The sequence below is a fragment of the Luminiphilus syltensis NOR5-1B genome, from assembly GCF_000158175.1.
In the GTDB taxonomy this organism is placed as follows: Bacteria; Pseudomonadota; Gammaproteobacteria; order Pseudomonadales; family Halieaceae; genus Luminiphilus; species Luminiphilus syltensis.
Map to the genome: position 1 here is coordinate 166466 of NZ_DS999411.1, position 23150 is coordinate 189615.

At 57.8% G+C, this 23150-nt stretch carries 26 protein-coding genes; 13 read left to right on the plus strand and 13 right to left on the minus strand.

Going from position 1 to position 23150, the window contains the following annotated elements; translation table 11 throughout:
- Nucleotides 1–14: 14 nt before the first annotated feature.
- The 3 genes from pyrH to rpsB form a co-directional block, all read right to left on the minus strand.
- Nucleotides 15–731, minus strand: a complete 717-nt coding sequence (gene pyrH / locus NOR51B_RS00645) for a UMP kinase (protein ID WP_040481468.1) — start codon at nucleotides 729–731, stop codon at nucleotides 15–17.
- 154 nt (nucleotides 732–885) lie between these two features.
- Complete coding sequence (tsf, locus tag NOR51B_RS00650) at nucleotides 886–1743, minus strand: translation elongation factor Ts (RefSeq protein WP_009020748.1); 858 nt, start codon at nucleotides 1741–1743, stop codon at nucleotides 886–888.
- A 123-nt stretch (nucleotides 1744–1866) separates the two neighbouring features.
- Entirely contained in the window at nucleotides 1867–2652 is a 786-nt protein-coding gene (gene rpsB / locus NOR51B_RS00655; protein ID WP_040482215.1) for a 30S ribosomal protein S2, read from the minus strand.
- A gap of 250 nt (nucleotides 2653–2902) precedes the next feature.
- Between rpsB and map the strand changes: the two genes are divergently transcribed.
- The 8 genes from map to dapE all read left to right on the plus strand — a co-directional run bounded on the left by map (nucleotide 2903) and on the right by dapE (nucleotide 10772).
- A complete protein-coding gene (gene map, locus NOR51B_RS00660; protein WP_009020145.1) occupies nucleotides 2903–3691 on the plus strand; it encodes a type I methionyl aminopeptidase in 789 nt (262 codons plus the stop codon).
- A gap of 3 nt (nucleotides 3692–3694) precedes the next feature.
- The gene (locus tag NOR51B_RS15330) at nucleotides 3695–4915 is read left to right on the plus strand and encodes a [protein-PII] uridylyltransferase family protein (protein ID WP_009019737.1); all 1221 of its coding nucleotides are present in this window, start codon (nucleotides 3695–3697) and stop codon (nucleotides 4913–4915) included.
- A 116-nt stretch (nucleotides 4916–5031) separates the two neighbouring features.
- Nucleotides 5032–6354 carry an HD domain-containing protein gene (locus NOR51B_RS15335; RefSeq protein ID WP_009019607.1) on the plus strand — a complete coding sequence of 441 codons (1323 nt, stop codon included), beginning with the start codon at nucleotides 5032–5034 and terminating at the stop codon, nucleotides 6352–6354.
- Nucleotides 6351–7538: a succinyldiaminopimelate transaminase gene (gene dapC, locus NOR51B_RS00670; protein WP_009019215.1), complete on the plus strand. Its 1188-nt coding sequence runs from the start codon at nucleotides 6351–6353 to the stop codon at nucleotides 7536–7538. The genes NOR51B_RS15335 and dapC overlap by 4 nt, the downstream gene beginning before the upstream one ends.
- The gene (nth, locus tag NOR51B_RS00675) at nucleotides 7535–8209 is read left to right on the plus strand and encodes an endonuclease III (RefSeq protein WP_009020121.1); all 675 of its coding nucleotides are present in this window, start codon (nucleotides 7535–7537) and stop codon (nucleotides 8207–8209) included. Before dapC ends, nth begins: the two co-directional genes overlap by 4 nt.
- A gap of 50 nt (nucleotides 8210–8259) precedes the next feature.
- Nucleotides 8260–8610 (plus strand): Spx/MgsR family RNA polymerase-binding regulatory protein, encoded by a 351-nt coding sequence (locus NOR51B_RS00680; RefSeq protein ID WP_009021442.1) that lies wholly within the window; start codon nucleotides 8260–8262, stop codon nucleotides 8608–8610.
- Nucleotides 8611–8626: 16 nt separating this feature from the next.
- Complete coding sequence (gene dapD / locus NOR51B_RS00685; RefSeq protein ID WP_009021347.1) at nucleotides 8627–9637, plus strand: 2,3,4,5-tetrahydropyridine-2,6-dicarboxylate N-succinyltransferase; 1011 nt, start codon at nucleotides 8627–8629, stop codon at nucleotides 9635–9637.
- On the plus strand, nucleotides 9624–10772 hold the full coding sequence (dapE, locus tag NOR51B_RS00690) for a succinyl-diaminopimelate desuccinylase (RefSeq protein ID WP_040481470.1): 1149 nt from the start codon (nucleotides 9624–9626) through the stop codon (nucleotides 10770–10772). The genes dapD and dapE overlap by 14 nt, the downstream gene beginning before the upstream one ends.
- Here the strand turns inward: dapE and NOR51B_RS00695 are convergent.
- The 3 genes from NOR51B_RS00695 to NOR51B_RS00705 are packed head-to-tail and all read right to left on the minus strand — an operon-like array spanning nucleotide 10747 to nucleotide 13246.
- Nucleotides 10747–11343, minus strand: a complete 597-nt coding sequence (locus tag NOR51B_RS00695) for an SDR family oxidoreductase (protein WP_009021226.1) — start codon at nucleotides 11341–11343, stop codon at nucleotides 10747–10749. The genes dapE and NOR51B_RS00695 overlap by 26 nt on opposite strands.
- Before the next feature lie 11 nt (nucleotides 11344–11354).
- On the minus strand, nucleotides 11355–12113 hold the full coding sequence (locus NOR51B_RS00700; protein WP_009020262.1) for a class I SAM-dependent methyltransferase: 759 nt from the start codon (nucleotides 12111–12113) through the stop codon (nucleotides 11355–11357).
- Entirely contained in the window at nucleotides 12110–13246 is a 1137-nt protein-coding gene (locus tag NOR51B_RS00705; RefSeq protein ID WP_230198370.1) for a hypothetical protein, read from the minus strand. The genes NOR51B_RS00700 and NOR51B_RS00705 overlap by 4 nt, the downstream gene beginning before the upstream one ends.
- Before the next feature lie 57 nt (nucleotides 13247–13303).
- Between NOR51B_RS00705 and NOR51B_RS00710 the strand changes: the two genes are divergently transcribed.
- Both NOR51B_RS00710 and NOR51B_RS00715 read left to right on the plus strand, forming a co-directional pair.
- A complete protein-coding gene (locus tag NOR51B_RS00710; protein ID WP_009021004.1) occupies nucleotides 13304–13801 on the plus strand; it encodes a leucine-rich repeat domain-containing protein in 498 nt (165 codons plus the stop codon).
- Nucleotides 13798–14721, plus strand: a complete 924-nt coding sequence (locus tag NOR51B_RS00715) for a lysophospholipid acyltransferase family protein (RefSeq protein WP_040481471.1) — start codon at nucleotides 13798–13800, stop codon at nucleotides 14719–14721. Before NOR51B_RS00710 ends, NOR51B_RS00715 begins: the two co-directional genes overlap by 4 nt.
- On the opposite strand, the gene NOR51B_RS00720 is transcribed toward NOR51B_RS00715, so the two are convergent.
- The 3 genes from NOR51B_RS00720 to dapA are packed head-to-tail and all read right to left on the minus strand — an operon-like array spanning nucleotide 14646 to nucleotide 17390.
- Nucleotides 14646–15440, minus strand: a complete 795-nt coding sequence (locus NOR51B_RS00720) for an MBL fold metallo-hydrolase (protein ID WP_009021149.1) — start codon at nucleotides 15438–15440, stop codon at nucleotides 14646–14648. The genes NOR51B_RS00715 and NOR51B_RS00720 overlap by 76 nt on opposite strands.
- A 49-nt stretch (nucleotides 15441–15489) precedes the next feature.
- Nucleotides 15490–16521 (minus strand): outer membrane protein assembly factor BamC, encoded by a 1032-nt coding sequence (bamC, locus tag NOR51B_RS00725; RefSeq protein WP_040481473.1) that lies wholly within the window; start codon nucleotides 16519–16521, stop codon nucleotides 15490–15492.
- Nucleotides 16518–17390, minus strand: coding sequence for a 4-hydroxy-tetrahydrodipicolinate synthase (gene dapA / locus NOR51B_RS00730; protein WP_009019206.1), 873 nt, complete (start codon nucleotides 17388–17390; stop codon nucleotides 16518–16520). The genes bamC and dapA overlap by 4 nt, the downstream gene beginning before the upstream one ends.
- Before the next feature lie 135 nt (nucleotides 17391–17525).
- On the opposite strand from dapA, the gene NOR51B_RS00735 reads away from it, so the two are divergent.
- Nucleotides 17526–17993 carry a DUF3806 domain-containing protein gene (locus tag NOR51B_RS00735; RefSeq protein ID WP_230198371.1) on the plus strand — a complete coding sequence of 156 codons (468 nt, stop codon included), beginning with the start codon at nucleotides 17526–17528 and terminating at the stop codon, nucleotides 17991–17993.
- A gap of 8 nt (nucleotides 17994–18001) precedes the next feature.
- Here NOR51B_RS00735 and NOR51B_RS00740 read toward each other — a convergent pair whose 3' ends face one another.
- The 4 genes from NOR51B_RS00740 to wrbA are packed head-to-tail and all read right to left on the minus strand — an operon-like array spanning nucleotide 18002 to nucleotide 21536.
- Nucleotides 18002–18688 carry an NUDIX hydrolase gene (locus NOR51B_RS00740; RefSeq protein ID WP_009021285.1) on the minus strand — a complete coding sequence of 229 codons (687 nt, stop codon included), beginning with the start codon at nucleotides 18686–18688 and terminating at the stop codon, nucleotides 18002–18004.
- Nucleotides 18689–18697: 9 nt separating this feature from the next.
- The gene (gene sppA, locus NOR51B_RS00745) at nucleotides 18698–20551 is read right to left on the minus strand and encodes a signal peptide peptidase SppA (RefSeq protein ID WP_050759379.1); all 1854 of its coding nucleotides are present in this window, start codon (nucleotides 20549–20551) and stop codon (nucleotides 18698–18700) included.
- Nucleotides 20552–20944 carry a DUF2069 domain-containing protein gene (locus NOR51B_RS00750; RefSeq protein WP_009020328.1) on the minus strand — a complete coding sequence of 131 codons (393 nt, stop codon included), beginning with the start codon at nucleotides 20942–20944 and terminating at the stop codon, nucleotides 20552–20554.
- Nucleotides 20937–21536, minus strand: a complete 600-nt coding sequence (wrbA, locus tag NOR51B_RS00755; RefSeq protein WP_040481476.1) for an NAD(P)H:quinone oxidoreductase — start codon at nucleotides 21534–21536, stop codon at nucleotides 20937–20939. The genes NOR51B_RS00750 and wrbA overlap by 8 nt, the downstream gene beginning before the upstream one ends.
- Before the next feature lie 101 nt (nucleotides 21537–21637).
- Here wrbA and NOR51B_RS00760 point away from each other — a divergent pair, with 101 nt between their 5' ends.
- On the plus strand, nucleotides 21638–22873 hold the full coding sequence (locus NOR51B_RS00760; protein WP_009019248.1) for a YihY family inner membrane protein: 1236 nt from the start codon (nucleotides 21638–21640) through the stop codon (nucleotides 22871–22873).
- A gap of 68 nt (nucleotides 22874–22941) precedes the next feature.
- Nucleotides 22942–23150, plus strand: a 209-nt coding sequence (locus NOR51B_RS15485) for a TlpA family protein disulfide reductase (RefSeq protein WP_407635201.1), incomplete at its 3' end; no start/stop codon positions are given.

Below are 23150 nucleotides of genomic sequence, written 5' to 3' on the forward strand. Positions count from 1 at the left end.
GGCGTCGATCGTTCTCATTGAATCAGAGTGCCCTCGGTGCCACCGCGGACAATACTCAACAGCGCACCCCGCTCTGCCATATCAAACACCCGTACCGGCATGTCGTGATCGCGGCAGAGACAGATGGCGGTCAGATCCATGACTTCCAGCTTTTTGTCGAGGACTTCGTCGTAGGTAAGCTGGTCAAACTTGATCGCCTCCGGGTTTTTCATGGGGTCGGTATCGTAGACACCATCAACCTTGGTTGCCTTGAGTACGACGTCGGCATCAACTTCGATCCCGCGCAGGCATGCCGAGGAGTCGGTGGTGAAAAAAGGATTCCCAGTGCCCGCAGAAAAGATGACGACATCGCCATTACTGAGAGCACGAATCGCCTTGCGACGGTCATAGTGGTCGACGACACCACTCATTGGAATGGATGACATCACCTGTGTCGCAATATTGGAGCGCTCAAGCGCATCGCGCAACGCAAGCGCGTTCATAACCGTTGCCAACATGCCCATGTGGTCGCCGGTCACCCTATCGAGGCCTGCGGTTTGCAGGGCAGCACCGCGGAACAAGTTACCGCCGCCAACGACCAAGCCTATTTGCACGCCGATACCCACCAACTGGCCTATTTCCAACGCCAAATGATCGAGCACCCTGGGGTCAATACCAAACGCTTCCTGCCCGGTCAGTGCCTCACCGGACAGCTTCAGCAAAATCCGCTTGTAGACTTTTTCCTTCGCCACCACTGCACCCTTTATCGCCCGACGCGGTATCTTACCGGAGATCCGCGGCCGAAGGCAGGACACGGGGATGTAAATATTGGCTCGATAGCGGCATCAGAAACAAAAACGGGGCCTAAAGCCCCGCTATTGCATACTGTCTCCGCTCGGTGGCGATTTAACCGTTAAGCTGCGCCGCGACCTCATCGGCAAAATCGACCTTTTCAACCTCAATCCCTTCGCCGACCTCAAAACGGGTAAATGACGCCACTTCAGCGCCCGCCGCTTTGACCAACTTGCCAACGGTGGTGTCGGGATCCTTGACGAAGGGCTGCTCGGTCAGGCTGTTTTCTGCCAGGAACTTCCGAATACGACCATCGATCATCTTCTCGATGATCTCCGGTGGCTTGCCCGACTCCGCGGCTTGAGCGGCAAAGATTTCGCGTTCTTTGGCAACCACGTCCTCGGGCATCTGCTCCGGGGAAACGACCTGCGGGCTGACCGCAGCCACATGCATGGCTACATCACGAGCTAAATCCTGATCACCGCCCTTGAGCTCGACCAGAACAGCGATTCGGTTGTTACCGTGCACGTACCCGCCAATGACCCCGGCGTCGCCTGACACCAGCGCCGCCCGTCGCACACTGATATTTTCGCCAATTTTCTGGACCAGCGCCTGACGCGTCTCCTCGATCTCACCGCCGGCAAGCGCCTCGACGTCGTCGAGCTTCTGCGAAAAAGACTTCTCGACTACTTGCCCTACAAACGCCAGAAAGCTGTCATCGCGAGCAACAAAATCGGTTTCGCTGTTGACCTCAACGATAACGCCGTAACTGCCATCGTCAGCAATGCGGGTAGCAACCACACCGTCTGCAGCTGTGCGGCCCGCCTTTTTGGCCGCTTTCATACCACTGGATTTGCGCAGTTCTTCAATCGCCGCGTCGATATCACCATTGGCTGCAGTGAGTGCCTTTTTGCACTCGAGCAGACCCAGTCCGGTGCGCTCTCGCAGTTCTTTTACCTGTGATGCAGACATGATTCTCTACCTCGTTGTTGACCCCGGCCCTGCGAGGTCGTAATCAATAATGGCGTTCGCCGGATGCCAGGATCCAGCGCACAACCGGGAAAAATGAACGGCCCTAACCCAGGGCCGCAAGGATCAGGCAGGATCGGCCGCCGCAGGCGCCGCGGGCGCTTCGACCGCTGCCTCTTCGGCCTCGGATACCTCGACAAACTCATCGACCACGGGAGCCGCTTCGCCAGACTCGCCTTTACCCTCAATCACGGCATCGGCGACCGCTTTGACGTACAGCTTGATGGCGCGAATGGCGTCATCGTTACCGGGGATGACGTAATCGACGCCATCGGGGTTGCTGTTGGTGTCAACGATGCCAATGACGGGAATACCGAGCTTGTTGGCTTCGGTAATGGCAATACGCTCATGGTCCACGTCAATCACGAACAGCGCATCCGGGAGTCCGCCCATGTCCTTGATACCGCCAATAGAACGCTCGAGCTTGTCCTTGGTCCGGGTGCGCATCAGCGCTTCTTTCTTGGTCAGCTTCTCAAGCGTGCCATCCTTTTCCTGCTCTTCAAGATCGCGGTAACGCTTGATGGAGGAACGGATGGTCTTGTAGTTGGTGAGCATTCCCCCCAACCAACGATGGCTGACATAAGGCATACCGCAACGGGTGGCGTTCTCTTCGATAATCTTTCCGGCAGCGCGCTTGGTGCCGACAAAAAGAATCTGATTCTTGTTACCCGCGAGCTTTTTTACGTGGTTAAGCGCATCGTTAAACGCGGGAACCGTGTGCTCGAGGTTGATAATGTGGATCTTGTTGCGTGCTCCAAAGATGTATTGATCCATCTTTGGATTCCAGAAGCGGGTCTGGTGACCGAAGTGTGCGCCTGCCTGAAGCAGATCGCGCATGCTTACTTGCGACATAATCATTTCCTGTTTGGGTTTTTCCTCCGCACATCCCGCGAGACCAACTGGAAAATCCAGCACCCGGCTCAGGGTTATCGATGCACGTGTGTCATTAAGTGCGAGCTGCCGGCGGCAACTGCCTCGTGAGCTCTCAGCTCGCGAGGCGCGCGTTATACCACAGCGACACCCAAATATGAAGCAAAGGCGCATAAGATCACCAAAACCTGTAGAATCTGCCGCCTGATTTCAATACACACGGATATTTCCCATGCCGGTAACACCCAAAACCCCGGAAGATCTGGAGGGGATGCGCATCGCAGGCCGGCTGGCAGCCGAGGTTCTGGAGATGATCGAACCCAAAGTCGAGGCGGGAATGACCACAGCCGACCTTGACGCGATCTGCCACGACCACATCGTCAACGTCCAAAACGCGATTCCAGCGCCCCTCAATTACAACGGATTCCCGAAATCGATCTGCACGTCAGTCAACGATGTTATCTGCCATGGCATTCCCTCTGAGCGGAAAAGACTGAAAAACGGTGACATCATCAATATTGACGTCACGGTCATCAAAGACGGCTGGCATGGCGATACGAGCATCATGGTCGGGGTTGGCGACATCGCCCCCCACGCCGAACGCCTGGTGCAGATTACCCAGGAGTGTCTCTACCGGGCACTTGCCCTGGTAAAGCCCGGCGCCACTCTCGGCGATATCGGGCACGTGATTCAGGAGCACGCCGAGGGCAATTATTACTCGGTGGTTCGCGAGTATTGTGGCCATGGCATCGGCAAAGTATTTCACGAAGAACCGCAGGTCCTGCACTACGGGAAACCAGGAACAGGACTCGTTCTCGAGCCCGGCATGACATTTACCATCGAACCCATGATCAACGCCGGCAGGCGGCACACCAAACTCAATGCCAAAGACGGCTGGACGGTCACCACGCGGGACGGACGACTTTCCGCGCAATGGGAACATACGCTCGCCGTCACCGACAATGGCTGTGAGGTGTTCACCCGTCGCTCCAACGAAATCTTCCCCGACGGAGTGATCTGACCAATGCTGTCTGAAGGCCCCGCTGACTCCGATCTCACCACGCTCATCGAAAGCTGGAACGATACCGGGGCGCTTAAGAATGATGCTATCGAGTACCTTGAACGGGTGGATGCGGGGCTGAAAGCGGCGTTCACGCCATTAATCCAGATAAACCCCCTGCTCCACGGTCGCTCCCAGGCAATCGATACCGTGATGGGGAAACTGTGGCAGGCCTTTATGCCCGATGCCCCGGGCGCTGCGCTGCTTGCCGTGGGTGGATACGGTCGTGGTGAGCTGTACCCAGCCTCCGATATCGATCTGCTCATTCTCCTGGAGGCTCAGCCGTCAGAGGACTTTTGCAGCGCCATCTCAGAACTGATCACCCTGGCCTGGGATATTGGGTTGCAGGTCGGTCACAGTGTGCGCACTCTTAAAGAGTGTGAATCGTTGGCCCGGGACGACCTGACCATTATCACCACCATGATGGAGGCCCGTACCATCGCTGGTAATGCGAACCTTGCACCTCAGCTCGCCGCACTCATCGCGCCCGAAAATATGTGGCCTTCCGATCAATTTTTTGCGGCCAAACTAGACGAACAGCGGGCACGCCATACCAAATACGCGAATTCAGAATATCGGCTCGAGCCCAACGTCAAAACATCACCCGGTGGCCTGCGTGATATCCAGCTCATCGGCTGGGTGGCCCACCGCCACTACGGAAGTGCCATAGAGCATTTACGCGATGAAGCGTTTCTCAATGACGCCGAGCAGGAGATGCTCGACAACGGGCGCAACTTTATTGGTCAGGTCCGTTTTGCTCTGCATGTACTATCCGGACGGGATGAAAATCGTTTGCTGTTTGATTTCCAGCGCAAACTAGCGGCAGAGTGGGGTTTCGAAGACGGTGACAAACTGGCCGTAGAGCAATTTATGCAGGTCTATTATCGCTGGGCACAATCACTGTCCCAGCTCAATGATCACCTGATGCAGATCTTTGAACGTAGCATCCTGGCCACCGAAGAAAGCGCGCAACGCACAACGCTGGACGACGATTTCGAGGTCTGCGGCGGACACCTCACAGCGCTTAACGACAAAGTTTTTGAGCGCTCGCCCGGCAATTTACTGCGCGCCTTTGTCCTCCTCGCGACGCACGAGGACATCATTCGACTGGACGCCGAGACCCAGCGCCTGCTCCGGGACTCGACCATCTTATCGATGATCGCTTCCGCGAAGACCCGGAAATAGAGCGCTTTCATGCAACTGCTGGAGTCTCCCTACGGGCTGACTCGCCATCTCAGAACCATGGCGCGCAATGACGTCCTTGGAAGATATCTCCCGAATTCGGCAAGGTTATCGGCCAGATGCAGTTCGACCTCTTCCACACCTACACCGTCGATGCGCACACACTGGAGGTGCTCGCCTACACCCGCCGATTTTATCGCGCCGATTTTACCGATAAATTCCCGGTATCAACCCGCATCGCCCAACGACTGCGACGACCCGCACTTTTGTATATTGCCGCGCTCTACCACGATATCGGCAAAGGTCGAGGCGGCGATCACTCCGAACTGGGAGCAGTGGATGCGCGGGACTTTTGTGAACGCCACAGCATTAACGAGCACGATACTGAACTCATCGTCTGGCTGGTTAAAAACCACCTGCTAATGAGCAGTGTGGCACAGCGCAAAGACATCTCGGATCCCGAGGAAATACAGCGGTTTGCTGAATTCTGTGGCAGTGAAGAACGGCTGGACTATTTATATACTCTGACCGTGGCCGACATTAACGGTACCAACCCCGAGCTTTGGAATGCCTGGCGGGGCTCACTGCTGCGACAGCTCTACACCGAAACCCGACGAGCACTCGACCGCGGGCTTTCCAATCCCCTCGGACGCAACCAGGTGATCGAGCAAACCAAGCGCGAAGCCGCCAAACTACTCGAATATCGCGGCTTTTTTGGTGACGATCTCGAGGCCATCTGGGAGCTTAGGGGCGAAGACTATTTTCTTCGCGAGCGTGCCGAGGATATCGCCTGGCATACCGAGGCGATCGCCGATCATGAGAATATTGAGGCACCCCTGGTACTGGTGCGCCACCCCCTTGATTCGCCCGTTGCCAACACCACGCAAATTTTCGTCCATGCTCAGGACAAGCCCGAGTTATTGGTTCGAATCTGTATAGAGCTCGAGCTCCTGCATCTCAGCATCCATGACGCACGCATCTACACGGGCACCGACGGCGCAACTCTCAACACGTTTTACGTACTGAATTCCGACGGATCACCGATCGCCAGCGACGAGGCGAATCTTGACTATATCCGCAGCTCAATCGAGACGGGGCTCGCGAGTAATAAATCCCGGTCGAGCACCCGGCGTACCCCGCGACAACTAAAGTCCTTCGTCATGCCCACCGAGACCCATATTCGTCAGGATCTTGATCGTGGCTGGACCATACTTGAAGTGGCCACACCGGACAGGCCCGGGTTACTCGCGCGGCTGGGCGCTCTTTTCATCGACCACGGTGTGGCCTTGCAGAGTGCAAAAATCCAAACCCTGGGCGAGCGCGTCGAGGATGTGTTCTTTGTGACTGACATGCAGGGTCGGGCGCTGACCAACAACACGACGCTCGAGCATTTGCAGACAGCGATCCGTGAGACACTCGATGGCGAGATGAAGCAACAATGAATCCAGGTCTCGCCGCATTACAACCCTACCCGTTTGAACGCCTTCGCGCATTGACTGCAAACGTCAGCCGCGCAGACGTCTCACCGTTAACACTGACGATCGGCGAGCCGCAGCACGCACCACCACCTGACGTCATCGAAGCGCTATCGCGGGCGCTGGATGGCGTGAGTCGTTACCCCCTTACCGCGTCGAGTGATGCGTTACGGGGCGCGATCGCCCGGTGGCTGGAAGCGCGCTTCGGGCTGGAGCATGTCGACTCCAGCGCGCAGGTTTTACCGGTGAATGGCACTCGCGAAGCATTATTTGCCATTGCTCAGGTACTGGTCAGCCCGGGGTCGCCGGGGCAGGTCATCGCGCCCAATCCGTTTTATCAAATTTATGAAGGTGCAGCGCTTCTTGCAGGCACCAAACCACGGTTCGTCGGGGTATCGGCTGAAAACGGTTTCCTACCGGATTTCTCCGCACTGACCGCCGACGACTGGCAGGCATGCGAGTTACTCTACCTCTGTACGCCCGGCAACCCCGCGGGCGCCGTAATACCCGAGGCCCAACTGCAAGCGTTGATCCGACTGGCGGAAGAGTACGATTTCATGATCGCCAGCGACGAGTGTTACAGCGAGATCTATCCCGACGAGGCCCAACCACCGGTGGGCATTCTTCAGGCCGCACACGCGATGGGTAACACCGATTTCAAACACTGCCTCGCGTTTCATAGTCTGTCGAAACGATCCAGCTTGCCCGGTCTGCGCTCGGGCTTTGTCGCCGGTGATGCCGATGTACTGAAACAGTTTCTTCGCTATCGCACCTACCATGGCTGTGCCATGCCACCGCATCATCAGGTAGCCAGCATCCATGCCTGGTCGGATGAGACCCATGTCGTGGCAAATCGTGCGCTGTATCGAGAAAAATTTGATCGGGTACTACCGATTCTCGAGCCGGTGCTGGCGGTAGCGCGGCCAGAGGCAGGATTTTACCTGTGGCCAGAAACCGCGGGTGACGACGAGGCCTTTGCGGTTCATTTACTCGAGCAGTGCAATGTTTCAGTGTTGCCGGGGCGTTATCTGGGTCGCGACGTCGATGGAGTCAATCCAGGGGCCGGTCGCGCGCGGCTGGCGTTGGTCGCCGAACTCGAGCAGTGTGTTGAAGCCGCCCACCGCATCGCAGACTGCCTGTGTCGGGGGTGACCGTGGCTCCAACCGCACTTGGCAAAGCGGAGCGCATCGCTTTTATCGACCAACGACTCGAGGCGCTCTACGGTACTCCGCCCATTCCGCTCAACCACATCGATCCCTATACGCTGCTGATCGCCGTGCTGCTCAGCGCCCAATGCACCGATGAAAGGGTGAATCAGGTAACACCCGAGCTATTCGCTCTGGCCAGCACCCCCTCGGCCATGGTGACGCTCAGCCCTGAAGATATCCGCCAGATTATCCGTCCCTGCGGTCTGTCACCGCAAAAATCCAAGGCCATTCATCGACTCAGTGAAATCCTGCTGGAGCAGCATCAGGGCGCGGTACCGCGAGATTTTGAGCACCTTGAGGCCCTGCCCGGTGTGGGGCACAAGACCGCCAGCGTCGTGATGGCGCAGGCGTTTGGTGTCCCGACATTTCCCGTGGATACACACATCCATCGCCTTGCCCAGCGCTGGGGTTTGACCCGGGGGCGAAACGTGACCGAGACCGAGCGGGATCTCAAGCGCGCATTCCCGATACACCGGTGGAACGATTTACACCTGCAAATAATTTATTATGGCAGGGAGTTCTGCACGGCCCGCGGGTGCGACGGCAGGGTCTGCGAGATATGCCGTACCTGCTACCCCAATCGGAAACATCCAAAACGGCTCCACAAAGCGTAATCTCCGCGCTGTTTTTGTTAGCATGTCTTGTCAATTCGAGGTGAAGTACGATGACCCCCGTTCTCTATGGCATACCCAACTGCGACACGGTGCGTAAAGCACGTCAGTGGCTGTCACAGCATGACATTGCGTATCAGTTTATTGACTTCAAGAGCAGCGCTCCCGATACCGCGATGATTGAAGAGTGGCTTGATCGTGCGGGTTCCGACCGCGTAATTAATCGGCGCAGTACCACCTGGAAGCAGCTGGATGCCGGTGAACGTGAGCTTATCGAAAGCGGCAATGCAGCAGCGGTCCTACAGCGACAGCCCACACTGATAAAACGACCGGTGCTAATAACAAACACAACCCTGTTGGTTGGATTCAAGACCGCAGACTATGCCGCCGAGTTCGGCGTCTAAAAAAGGAGAGTACACAATGAGCGCAATCCACAGTTTTGGTCTCGGCATTGTCACATCGAATCAAAAAAACGAGGCGCTGGACGCGTTTTTTCCACGTCCACTATCCAACTTGAGCGGCGACCTCGCCGCCGCTGTCAAAGGCGTTAGCGGTGAAATGGACGCCGCCACATTGAAATCGCTCGCGGCGGATCTGGAGCGCGTAGGCGCGAATAAACAGGCTGCCGTGGCACTGCAATTGGCCGATGCCGAAAAGCCGGTTGTGGCCGTCTGTAAAGAGGCAGACAGCGCACCGGAAAGTGTCGCCGATGCCTACCTGAAACTGCATCTCCTCTCGCATCGTCTGATCAAGCCCCATGCGACCAATCTCGAAGGCCTGTTCGCGCTGCTGCCCAATGTGGCCTGGACCGATGAGGGTGCCGTCGATCTGGATGAACTTCCAGGGCGTCAGCTCGACGCGCGACTAAAGGGTCGCGTGCTCGAGGTTTCCAGTGTCGATAAGTTCCCCAAGATGACGAATTACGTGGTCCCGCAGGGGGTTCGTATTGCGCACACCGCACGTGTTCGCCTGGGCGCCTATCTCGGAGAAGGCACTACGGTAATGCATGAGGGGTTCATCAACTTCAATGCGGGTACCGAAGGCCCCGGCATGGTGGAAGGCCGTATCTCCGCGGGAGTGTGGGTCGGGTCCGGCTCCGATCTCGGCGGCGGCTGTTCAACAATGGGCACACTTTCGGGCGGTGGCAATATCATTATTTCAGTGGGCAAAGAGTGTCTTATTGGCGCCAACGCCGGAGTGGGGATACCACTGGGCGATCGCTGCACCATCGAAGCGGGGCTGTTTATTACCGCTGGAACCAAGGTAACCATGCTCGACGGTGCCCGAAAGCCGGTTGAAACCGTGTCAGCTAAGGACCTCGCCAACCGCTCTGACATGCTGTTTCGAAGAAATTCGACCTCGGGTACGGTGGAATGCCTGACCAATCGCTCGGCGATTGAGCTTAACGAGAGCCTGCATGCCAACAACTAAGTACGGAAAAGCGGCTGTCGACCTGTGTCGGCAACTCATCCAGCGGGAATCGGTGACTCCCGAGGACGCCGGCTGCCAGGCGCTGATGATGAGCCGACTGGAAGCCCTGGGGTTCACATTTGAGATATTCGATGCCAACGGCGTGAGCAACTTCTGGGCCACTCGCGGGGACCAGGGTCCGACGCTGGCCTTCGCCGGCCACACGGATGTGGTCCCTGTGGGGCAACTGGATAACTGGCATACGCCGCCGTTTGCGCCCACCGAGATCGACGGTGAACTATTCGGCCGAGGTGCAGCGGATATGAAGGCCAGCCTCGCGGCGATGGTGGTTGCCGGCGAAGCTTTCATAGCCGAGCATCCCGAACATCGAGGGCGTTTGGCCTTTCTTATCACCTCTGATGAAGAGGGCCCTGCGACCGATGGCACGGTCAGGGTGGTTGAGGCGCTGCAGGCGCGCAATGAAACCATCGACTGGTGTATTGTCGGCGAGCCCTCAAGCAGTGAACGACTCGGAGATACCATAAAAAATGGTCGCCGAGGTTCGCTGGGGGCGGTGGTCACGGTACACGGTATTCAGGGACACATCGCCTACCCCCACCTGGCAGACAACCCGATGCACGCAGCGTTTGCGGCGTTTGACGCCCTCACAAAAGAACACTGGGATGACGGCAATGAGTTTTTTATGCCAACGTCACTTCAGTTTTCCAATCTGCAATCAGGCACCGGTGCCACCAATGTCATACCGGGTGACCTGACCGCCCAGTTCAACATCCGCTTCAGTACCGAGGTCACCGATATCTACCTGCGACATCGATGCGAAGAAATACTCGGCCGGCACAATCTCAAATTTGACATCGAGTGGACATTGAGCGGCCAACCGTTTCTTACTGAACCGGGGGTTCTGGTTGATGCCACAAGCGCCAGCGTGGCCGAGATCACGGGAGAAACGCCAACGCTATCCACCTCCGGTGGGACGTCTGATGGCCGCTTCATCGCCGCCCTCGGTACCCAGATCGTGGAACTGGGGCCCGTTAACCGGTCGATCCACCAGGTCAATGAGCATGTCAACGTGGCCGACATCGCGCGCCTGACCAAGATCTACCACGGTATTATGGTGCGCTTGCTCGCCGCTTAGCGGTATCCGCCCAGCGGGCCAGCTCGGCGGAGGGCATGGGTGCCGCGGCCGACACGATCCCGATACCGGAGTCGGCTACCATCGTCGACAGCGAATCCAGATAGGCTTCGACAAAAGCGCGGCTGCCCGCCACATGGGGCGCCCTATCGACGCCGTCGAGTAGCGGCCCGACCACCACATAACCGACACCCCGTTCCTGCATTCCTGCGGTTGCCGCCCTTACCAGGGTAAGCAAGCCGTCGATCTGAAAGCGGATAAAGCCGAGCTCACTATCGAGACCAGGTGGTTGATCGGTGAACAGGGAGGAACGTGACGGGTTGTGGACAAGAAACGTCAATGGGCCCATTTGCCGAATACAGTCCGCAACTCGCGCCTGACCCTCGACGGTTGCCAGATCTGCATCGACGCTGATTAACTCGGCCTGCGCTTCCAGTTTCTTGAGTTCAGGTAGTCGAGTGCCGACCTCCGGACCCAGCACAATGACAATGATCCGATCGCATACCGAAGCCAGCGCCTCGCACCAACTCAGCCCCTGATCACCCGAGACGTCGGAGATCAATGCGGTAATCATAAAAACTCCCGTCAGCAGATATAAACATCAAAACGCACGGCTTTACCTTTCAGTGCGTACGAAGGTGTACGAAGCGCCAGCTGTCGCGCCTTGAGTGGTCGCTTGACCACTACTCGATCCGCCCCCCGGGTCATGGCCCAGTCGAGGAGTGCGTCATCGGGCACGGGGGGATCATGCGCCAGTAAGACCTGCAGCAGGGAGAGTTCCTTTTTTACCGCCGCGCGAGATCGTCGCTCAGGAAACATGGGATCCAGATAAATGACTTGTGAGTCCGTTACCTCGTGTTCCAGGCAATCGCCACCGATGACCTTCATTTTTGAAGACGCCGCCCTGACCTCATCGAAGCGACAGTAACTCGCAGCATTGACGGCAGCCTGCAACAGCCAGTGCAACACCAGCGATCGCTCGCACAAGGTTACCCTGCAGCCCAGATCGGCAAGCACAAACGCATCGCGACCGAGACCTGCTGTGGCATCAAAAACCGAGGGGCGCTTGTCGCCCTTGATACCCACCGCCCGGCCCAGAAGCTCATTGTGGCCACCCTTGCGACGATGACGCATCGCTGGATCACCGAAGTCGACCCGCACCGGACCCGGCACGCCGCGACCGATGAGTTGAAGCCACTGGTCATCAGCGTCAACGACCAGCGCGACCGGATAAGCACCGTCCGCCGCCGTATTGACCTGCGGTAAGCCCAGCGCCTCCGCCACCATCGCTGCTCGGCCCTGGCTTTCCGGGCTGGCGGCGAGCACAGCGCAGGCCGCGGTCACGCGACCGGAAGACCCAGTGACAGCGTTTTGCCTCCCAAAACGACCTGCAAGTGTGTATTCATTGCCCGCTGCGTCAGACCATGCTTATCCGTAATCGTAAGAACAGCAGGATCCCGACCACCGCAGCTTCCCCGATTGCAGACAATACTTTCCAGTGTCTGGCCTGCGACCTTCAAGTCGGTCAAATCCCGAAGTTCCTCGAGAGCGCGCTGAAGATAGGCGGATCCGTCGACCACGCCTTCAGAATTCGGTAAAGGGGCTGCGAAATCACCAATCAATACCTGACCGGCATCGGCAGAAGCCAACATTCGCGCCAACTTAATGGTCACATCGCCAACGATATAGGACAGCACCGTGGGGTTGACCCCCTCCGCCTGAAATAATTCGTAATGGCTTCCCACGTGAAATGCGGAGCGAATGACAGGTACCGTATTGCCGCTGGCCTGCTCCTGCGCCACCGCATTGTCAATGAGCACCAGCAGGAGAAACGACAACAAATCGAGATCGGGATACGCGCCGATATCCCGATTCCATACGTAGTAACCATCCCCGGTCGTGGTGCGCGCGAAATTTACGTCGACACCCTGCCTTTGTAGCTTGATGTACGCCGAATTCATGGAGTAAGAGAGACTGTTGAGCTGGCTCGCCTGCTCAAAGGGCGTGAATAGCGAAAAATTGGCAATATCAAACAGCAGTACGGCACGTCGGTTAACGAAGCCGATTCCGTATCGGGCAATAATGGCACCAACAGCATCAAGTTGCGCCTTGTCGCCAATAATTGACTCATCAAGCCGTATAAAGCTGGTTGAAACGCCAAGCTGCTCCGCAACTTCGGATATCTCCGCACTGGAAGATAAGCTGGGCGCGCTGATGATGGTTCGGATGAACTCCTCCCGGTCTCCCTCCGCTCCGGCTTCTGCGGTAAAGTTGCCGAGGAAGTAATGCGGCACAGCGATGGTCAACAACCCGCGCGGATCAGGCGCCCAACAGAGAATGATATTCTGACCCAGACGCCACTGCTTACGCAGTGTCGTTTCAAGATTTTGCAGACGCGCCGCGGCGACCCCCGACAGTGCTCCATGTCGGGTATCGGTCACCGCCCCGGAGAAGGGGTCCTGATCGGTTGTCTGCATGCGAGCCCCCTGACACGTTGGGGCCACAGTATACTACGGCTAAGCCCTGGGAGATGTATGGTTCGGCGCATTGGTATCCTGCTGTTACTCTCGTTCCTGGGAGGTTGCAGCCAGTACGACGTCAGTATTAACGACACGATGGTCTATGAACCGGACAAGCTGTTTGCAGACTATGACATCAGTGATATCGCACTCAGCGAGTGCGTCGCCCAAGCCATCAGCGATCAAAACGTCACTCGCATTGAGCAGCTGACCCAATTGAACTGCAGTAACGCCGGAGTGATGAAGCTCGATGGGCTGCGCCTGTTTTCGGGACTGCAAGCGGTCAAATTGAGCGACAACCCATTACGTAATCTGGTCGAACTCGAGCGACTCACCCTACTGACCCACCTGTGGCTGGACAATAATCAAGTGGTTGACCCGGTACCCCTGCGCGCACTGAAGCGTTTGCAAACGCTTGATTTGCGGGGCAATGATTCGCTGCAATGTCCGGAGCAATCGCTGTTCCCGCCGGGTGTTGAAGTCACGCTGCCGGCGCACTGCACAACACCATGATTTATCGCCTCTACTGCCTCGTTGCTACGCTGCCGCTCAGGGTGAAATACGCATTGGCGAGCGCTGGCGCCTGGTTACTATTCCATCTGTTCCGGTATCGACGCGCCACGGTAGAACGCAATATCCGGGCAAGCTTTCCCGATCAATCCGAAGGGTGGCATCGACAGACTATCAAGGCCTTTTACAACCAGCTGGCGCAAACGGCGATGGAGATCATCCACAGCAGACGCATGTCGCTGGCGCAATTTGAGAAACGGATGGTTATAGCCAATCCCGAGGTTATGGAGAGGGCAACCGCCGGTGGCTCTCAATCCGCGATCGTCATGACTATTCACCAGGGTAACTGGGAGTGGATGCTGCATAGCGCCACTGCACACTTCGGCTATGACATGGCGCCCGTCTACAAAAGGCTTCACAGCCCTGGCGCAGACCGTTTTGCGCTCGAGTCGCGAAGCCAGTTTGGCGCAACCCCTGTGTTAATGGCCGATGCTGCAAGAAATATACTGAAACATCGACGCACACCGCGCGTTTTCATCATGGTCGCGGACCAGTCGCCGGGGCAGCGAGAGCGGGCTTATTGGACCGACTTTTTAAACCAGCCCACCGCGTTTTTCACCGGCGCGGCCGCTATTGCGCGACTCACGGGATTTCCTGTGATCTTCGCCCAATGCGAAAGGCAGCGCCGCGGCTTCTACACCCTCACCTTTCACGAAGTAAGCGCCGAGCCCAAAAAAGCCTCCGAAGACGACATCATAGAACGATACGTCCGACTTGCTGAGCTGGCCGTCAAAGCTGACCCCTCCAGCTACCTGTGGAGCAATCGCCGCTGGAAGCTAGACCCGCCTCAGGCGGAGGCGGATAACGATTCAGGCGGCGAGGTACTGGCAGCGACTGAAATCCAGTCAAAGCCCTCGGACTGACACGCAAACCGAACCGCAGCGTGCCCACGAAACGCGGAAAGGGCAGCGGTGACGCGCTCCATAGAATTATTTTGTTCGCTGATGTGCGCCACGATAACGTCTTGCAGACGAGGCGAATCCAGCGCTTCCAGTAAATCCAGTGCCTGCTGGTTATTGAGGTGACCAAAGTCACCGGCGACACGTCGCTTCAAGCTCGCTGGATAGGGGCCGGACTGCAATAGAGCGAGTTCGTGATTGAATTCAAGCAGCAGTGCTGAACAGCCGGAAAACGCGTCAACGACGTGGCTGGTACTGCTTCCCAGGTCGGTGAGAACGCCGACACCACAATCTCCCGACGCCAACCGATACTGGACCGGCTCCCTGGCATCGTGGGGCACGGTTACCGAAGTGACCGCGATATCGCCAACGACAAATGAGTCATCCGAATTGAACCGATGCAGCCGGTGGGCGCCTGTGATCCGACCGGTGGCAGCGGTGCCATGGGTTAAATAAACGGGAATGCCGTGAGCGCGCGAGATTGCGGCCACACCTGCCGCATGATCCGCGTGCTCATGGGTCACCAGGATGGCGTCGATATTCGAGGGAGCAATCCCTCGACGCGCGATGCGCCGTTCCGCCTCGCGTCGGGGAAAGCCACAGTCGATGAGCAAAGTCGTGGAGTCGCTGGCCACCAGGGTGCCATTGCCTTTACTGCCACTGCCCAGCGAACTCAGGCGCATGCGCCTCCCCAATAGATGGCTCGGCACCGGCAACACCGGCGCGTTTTGATCAACTGATATTGCCCTTGAGGAGGGTCAGGAGTCCCTGCTGATCGCGACGCTCAAGCGCGCTGCCATCCTCGGAAACCACACGGATATAGACCAGCTCTTCCTCGATCGATTCGACGAGAACGCGAAGCTTGGTACCCTTGAGTGGATGCTCCTCTTCACCGCCCCACAGCCAGTCGAAAAAGCCCGAATCGTCCTCGGACTGTGGTCCGATAAAGGTCACGTAGTAAATACCCTCACTGCGGTTTCGATCGTCAATTTTGAATCCTGAAACATCCAGCGCCTTTCCGGTCGAAGCCCAGGATCGATCAAAAGGAAGACTGAGCCGCAGGCGGGTATCAACGTCGCCGTCCTCGATGACAATTCGACCACTATCACCGATGGAACGGTCAGCGATCATGGAGACCGGTGCGGCGTCCGCATTATTGGCAATGAACTGCGCCACGTTTCGTAACATATCGCGCTCTAGCTCCAGATCGTCGGATTGCGCGGGCCAGGGCTCAAGCTTGGCACCCTTGGTCTGTTGCAATACATGCAGCTCCGCCGTGTTGCGCTGAATGCCGCTGTCTACCCGGAAACGAAAGCGCGAGGGTAGCGGGGAATCCAATAACTCAAGCCATTGCGTGTCAATCATCCCCGCTTCGGCATTGGTCGCTGCCAGCCCCATTCCCGACTGGGACAAAAACGCCCTGACCTGAGGCCAGAGCTGGCCTGGCGCTACTGCCACGAGTGCCCAACTGGCATCACCGAGGCGCTGGATACGCACCTGGTCCATCTGCGAACCCGCGGTCAGTGGCGTTGGCCGGGGTACTTCAAATTCGGTCTCGAGAGCCACGCGATTGGCAATCGGGGGAATCGGATACATGGGCTGAATGGACTCGGACTGGAGGCCTTCGGGCAGCGTCAGGTTTTCCATTTCACTCGCTGACTGATAGCGACCTGAATTGTCTGGAAACAACCCATCCTCGCCGAACAACCAGCTACAGCCGGACAGTGATAGGCAGAGTAAGGAGGCTACGAATAATGGCTTCACGCGTTAAGTTTCTCCAGCGCGTCTCTGACGGCGTCATGGTATTCCTCGGACAATGGCACCAACGGTAGGCGAATGCCACTGCTGATCAGCCCCTGTTCCAGCAGCGCCCACTTCACCGGGATAGGGTTTGCTTCCACAAACAAAGCCTGATGCAAGGCCCTCATCCGCTCATCCAGCGCTGTAGCGGCGTCAAAATCGCCAGCCAGAGCAAGATCGCACATTTTTGCCATCACCTCAGCCGCCACATTGGCGGTTACCGACACATTGCCTTTACCTCCGCGCTTCATCAGCTCAAGCGCGGTCGGGTCATCGCCGGAATAGACAGCGAAACTGTCCGGGGCACGAGCGATCAGGTCAGCGCCACGCTCCACATTGCCTGTGGCATCTTTCAGGCCAACAATATTGTCGACGTCGGTGAGACGAAGCACAGTGTCGTTGGATAAATCCACCGCGGTCCGACCGGGTACGTTGTAAAGGATAATGGGCAGGTTGACGGCCGCAGCAACCGTGACGAAGTGCTGGTAGAGCCCTTCCTGCGTTGGTCGATTGTAGTAAGGGGTGACCAGCAGCGAGGCATCGGCCCCCGCCTCAGCAGCAGCAACGGTGAGCTCGATGGCCTCGTGGGTCGAATTCGAACCGGTTCCCGCGATTACCGGTATGCGACCGGCCGCCTGCGCGACAGAAAAGCGAATAACATCGCAATGTTCGGGCACCGTAAGCGTGGCGCTCTCACCGGTGGTCCCGGTGACGCCCAGCGCTTTGGTCCCCGCGGCAACATGGTGCTCGAGCAGTCGCTCGAGAGCCGTCCAATCGATGCTACCGTCGGGCTGCATAGGCGTCACCAGTGCGACAATGCTTCCGGTTATCATCAGTGCTCTCCGAGAGGGTAAACAGGTTTAGGGAGGTAGGTCGTCATGATCGCGCAATTATCCACTTCGCGCCCGCAGAAACAACCGCTAGTTCCATTATGGTCGAAAGTTTCACTGCCGTTGATGTGTGTGCTGATGATGGTTTCTATGCCAACAGCGGCTCAGGGTTCCAAGATAGAGCGGCGAATCGACCCCCTTTCGGCGATTGATCGACAGTTCATGGCAGGGCAGCGCCAGACTATAGAAGCATTGGCGAACCAACAGGGTCGTCAACTTACCGGCGATCCTGACCGGGATATCGATACCCTGCAAGCCATCCTGGACCGTGGCCTCGTCGCCAGGGACGATACCCTGACGCTGCAAGCGATGGGTATTGTGCTGGGCGACCTGCTCGGGTCAACCCTGGACATGGACTGGGTGGTTTACCGGGACCGTGCGGGCCGGTCGAGAGCCCTGCGCTATCGTGACCGGGAGATTTTTCTCTACCCTGTCACCATGATCTCGAAACGCTGGGAGGCAGGAAGCCAGCGCCCCATTGCGTCGATTTATGCCGAGGCGGTATCAAAAACCAAGCCGTTATTACCCGGAGCGCGCTGGCGCTAGGGCCCCATTTACTGGCCGCGGGTGTCCACGTAGTAAAAACGGTTATTCCGATTGTAGGTTCGATGCATGGGTCCCGGGCGGTCCGGGTCGGCCGTGTCGTAGCCCACATCATCGGGGTATAACATCACCATTTCATCGGTGCGCCGGACGATGCGGGGGAAAAATCGGGGCGGTGTACGCCGGGAGATAGTTTCCCGCAGACTGCCCCCCCCGGAGAAGCGATTCAAATCGTGCAGGCTGACCAGTGTCGGTGGCGGCAGCTTGAGCCTCCCTGCCTCCTGTTCCGCAAGCGCCTTGTGGGGGCGCACCCAACGATGATCCACAATCTCACTACCATCCACCCGCACCGGCTCATCAACAGGGTCGGTCACCAGAAAAAACCAGGTGCTGAAACGACGCTTGATGACCTCGGGTGTCAGCCAGTGGGAGAATTCCTGCAAAGCCTCGGGCGTCAGGGAAAGTCCCGTCTCTTCCTCGGTTTCGCGCACAGCCGCTAATCGGGCACGGGCGACCTCTGTTTCACCCGGGTCACTCGCCTCGACCTTTCCGCCGGGAAAAACCCAGGTACCACCCATATTTTTGATCTCGGGGTTACGCTGCAGGAGCAGGGTTTCAAGGCCAGCACTGGTGTCGCGACACAAAATCACCGTTGCAGCGGGGAGCGGCGTCGCTACCTTATCCTGAAACTCGAGCATTGCTTGTCCTTACAGTACATTGGCACAGGAGATACAGCGCATATACACCCCCTGAGGATCCTTGAAACTTTCCACCAGGCGCAACGGTGGTCGCAGAGCATCAACCATATCGGCAATCGGGCCCGCGCTAAATACCCCTGCCATACCAATGCTTCGACCAATATGCTGCAACAGACGCTGCTCTGGCGACATTGCAGTACCCATGCGCTGCACCTCCCAGCGATCAAGACCAGCCAAACCGGCAGCAATGTTAATCGCCTCTTCGAGGCCGCCCATGGAGTCGACCAGACCGATCTCCAGCGCATCGCTTCCGGTCCACACTATGCCCTCGGCGATCGGTGCTACCTGCTCAACGTTCATGCCACGGCCCTCGGCGACGATATGCAGAAAATCCACGTAGGTGCCCGCTATCACCTGCCGGATCACCGAAGCGCTTCCCTCACTGAGGGGCCGATCAGCGCGAAATGCATCGGCCATGGCCGTGGTACCGACACCGTCGACAGAGACACCCGCGTAATCGAACAGCCGCTCAAACGTAGGGAACGCGGCAAATACACCGATACTGCCGGTCAGTGTTGTCGGCTGCGCCACAATATGGTCTGTTTCGGCTGCAATATAGTAGCCTCCCGAGGTCGCCAAGGCCGCCATCGATACCACCACGGTCAGTCCCTGTGCTCTCAATTCCTGAACGCCTTCCCGAATGACATCGGCCGCAAAAACGCTGCCACCGGGTGTATTAATTCTCAGCACTACCGCTTCGAGCCCGGGCAGCTCTGCCGTGCGCCGCAAGCGCTCGAGTACGGTCTCACTACCCGCAAAACCGTCAATACTTTCGCCCGGCACCAGCTCACCCTCAATAGGGACCACCGCGACAAGGGCTGGCTGATCCGCACCAGCCACGGGTAGCTTACCCATCGCCTCCACGGCCAGCGTATTGAGGTAATCGTCATAAAATACGCCCGCGACCTCATCGCGTCCCGCACCCGCCACCTCGGCTATCCGCGCCTCCATCGCCGCATCATTGGCGAGACCATCGATGAGACCGAGGGCCAATGACATCTGGGCAACATCGCCCCCGTACTGCCCGAGTAGCGCCGGAAAGTCAGCAATCATACGATCGATCGATCCGGACGGCAGTCCCCGGCCTCGTTCGATCACCGCCGTATAATCCTGCCAGAGACTGCCCAGCCACCGGGCCACTACGCGGCGTTCCGTCGACGACATGTCGTCGCGTAAAAAAGGCTCTACCGCCGACTTATTGTCGCCGGCACGAAACACATGCACGGTGAGTTTGATCTTGTCGAGCAATCGGACCAGGTAGTAGTTGTAGGCACCAAAACCCGTGAGGGACAAGGAACCCTTGGGGTGCAGCAGGACTTCGTCTGCCTGAGAGGCTACGAGGTAATGGCCCTGGGTGTAAAAATCACCGACGGCGATCACGGGCTTACCCCGGGCCTTGAAGCGATCAATCGCAGTGATCAGGTCCAGGGTCTGGCTGAGTCCCGGGCCAACGGTATCGGCGAGGTCTATCACCATTGCGCTGATTCTCGGATCCTCGCTCGCCGCATCAATGGCGTCCACGAGGTCGGACAACAACACCTCGGAGGCGACATCCTGCTGAAGCAGGGCCTGTAAGGGCTCGAGCGGATCCAGATCCTCCACCACAACACCCACCGGTTGCAGCAAAAGCACACTGTTGTCCTCAATCGGCATCGGCCTGGCCTGGTCGAAGACAATACTGAGCATATAAATGAGCGCGCCCAGCGTAACCAGCGGCACCATGACGGCGATAAAGCGGCTAAACCCTGAAATGAGGCGCCAGAGCCAACCGAATCCCCTACCGATGCTACGAAATAGTCCCATCTAATCGTGCCCCTGCCCTTCGGCATTGTCTTGATCCAAAGCTCGCTTTTCGCGTCCGCGAAAGCGAATGTATAGCGTTGCCACGCAGAACAGCAGTACCACCGTGGTGATACCAAGGATCGCCGTGGGCGCTTTGGGTTGAGCAAAGATGCTCTCCACCGCTGAGACAAAGTAGAACAGCAGCACGAAACTCAACCAGACCACGGATCTCAGGCTGTCCCGCCCCACCCCCGGCATAAACAGCACCAAGGGTAGTAGACGCAACACCCACAGGGGCCAGGGCGCGTCAAAACGGGCGACATCCCAGACCTGCTGGAGTGCTAACAATAACCAGAGCACCCACAACAGCGCCCATAGCGAGGCGGTGAGTTTGCCGCGACGATACTCAGACATCGCGCTTCACCCAACGGGCAACGCGCTTGCCGAGGGCCCGGCACAATTCGGACTCGGTGGCGTCAACAGGTCGGTCACCGCCTTCGCCAGCCCAATGGCTCGCACCATAGGGCGTACCGCCACTGGTTGTAGCGGTTAGCCCTTTTTCGCTGTAGGGCAAACCCATCAGAATCATGCCGTGGTGCAGTAGCGGCAACGCCATGGTCAGCAGGGTCGACTCCTGCCCGCCATGCAGCGAACTGGTCGAGGTAAAAACAGCGGCGGGCTTGTCAACCAGTGCCCCGGAGAGCCAAAGGCCCGAAGTCTGGTCGATAAAATGCTTCATAGGCGCCGCCATATTGCCAAAACGGGTCGGGCTGCCCAGGACCAGTCCCGAGCAGCGGCGCAGGTCTTCCTCGTCGCAATACAGCGGCCCTTCGGCCGGAATATCCTCAGCCGGTGTCACAGTTTCAGCGGTTACCGCGGGGACCGTACGGACTCGCGCCTCGACACCGGACTCCAGCTGGACTCCTCGCGCTATCTGTGACGCCATGGCCGCGGTGGCACCGGTTCGGCTGTAATAAAGTACGAGTACATACGGCATGTCGTTCATTTAAACGGCTCTCATCAGATAAAGTCCGGGATGTGATTGGCGCTCTTGTGCACTAAACTCGGGAAGACAACCCCCGGTTGCCCCACAGCAAAGGCCAACGGATGACACAATTCAACCTGATGATACAGAAAGCGCAGCGAGGCGCGCAGTATCTGGCGGCAAGATATCGCGACGATCGCTGTTCAGAGATTGCCGCCGCGCTGGTTTACATGAGCTTGTTCGCGCTGGTGCCGCTGTTGACGGTGCTTTTTTCAGTCGCCTCCGCCATTCCGACCTTCAGCGGTGCGGAAAACCAGATACAGGATTTTCTGGTCGAAAAACTGGTGCCCGAAAGTTCTACCGAAGTCGCCGATTATCTCACCGATTTTTCCAGCCAGGCGAAGAACCTGACAGGCGTCGGCATTGGCATACTGTTCGTCACTGCCGTACTGATGCTGCGTAACATCGAGCGCGCGCTGAATAATATCTGGCGCAACAGCGAAAACCGCGGCGCCATTTCGAGCTTTCTGCTCTACTGGGCCGTGCTGAGTATGGCCCCGGTAATGATGGGGCTCGTATTCGGTGTCCATGCGTTCCTGTTCGCCGCCGCCAAGTCCCTCGCCGATTTCGATGTGCTCGGTGTTTCACGACTGCTGTTGCCACTGGTACCGTTTTCGCTCAGCACCCTTGGGCTCAGTTTGCTTTATCTTGCCGTGCCCAATTCACAGGTTCCTTTTAAACACGCCCTCGTGGGAGGGGTATTCGCCGCCGGCGCGTTTTCCGTGGCCCGCGTGTTGTTCACGACGGTCATGGCCAACTCGAGCTACACGCTGGTCTACGGTGCCTTTGCCGCCGTTCCGCTTTTCCTGCTTTGGCTTTATGTCACCTGGAATATTGTGCTCATGGGGGGAATCGTCGTGCACAGCCTGTCCGCCTACCAAAGCGAAGAACAGGCGGGACGACCTTTATTGCTCAAGTCCCTGGATGTGCTGTTTTTACTCTGGCGCGCCCAGCGAAGGGGGCAGGCCATGAGCGAACTCCAGTTGATGCGAAATCGGGATGTGGTTGTGGGTGGCCTTGACAGTGAAAGTTGGCGCACCATCCGGGACCGACTGATGACTCGCAAGCTTATCACCCAAAACAGTCGGGGACGGTATTTGCTGGCGCGGGATCTTCATGAAGTTCCCCTGTTTCGACTCAAGGAAATGATCGATACCGAGTTGGACCTGGTGGCCGCGGAAAACAGTCCTGTCGCGCCCTGGCAGGAGCGTGCCTATGATTTGCTTCGGGAGCAGCGAAACGACCAGCAGGAAACGCTTAACATCAGCCTGCATGATTTGTTTTCAATCAAATCGTGACCGGGAGCTTCCAAGCCCGCCGCTCCCACCACAGATGGGCAGTACTGACAGCGGTGCTCACGGTTTTCATGGGGTGCGGTGCTGATGTCTCCCCGATCCCCAACCCGGGAGAATGGCGTCTGGTCAACTACTGGGCGATCTGGTGCACTCCCTGTCGGGAGGAAATACCCGAGTTAAATCTACTCGATACCCTCCCGGGGGTGTCAGTATTCGCCGTTAACTTCGATGGCGTCACCGGCGCCGCCCTGGCAGAACAGCGTGAACAACTCGCGATCGG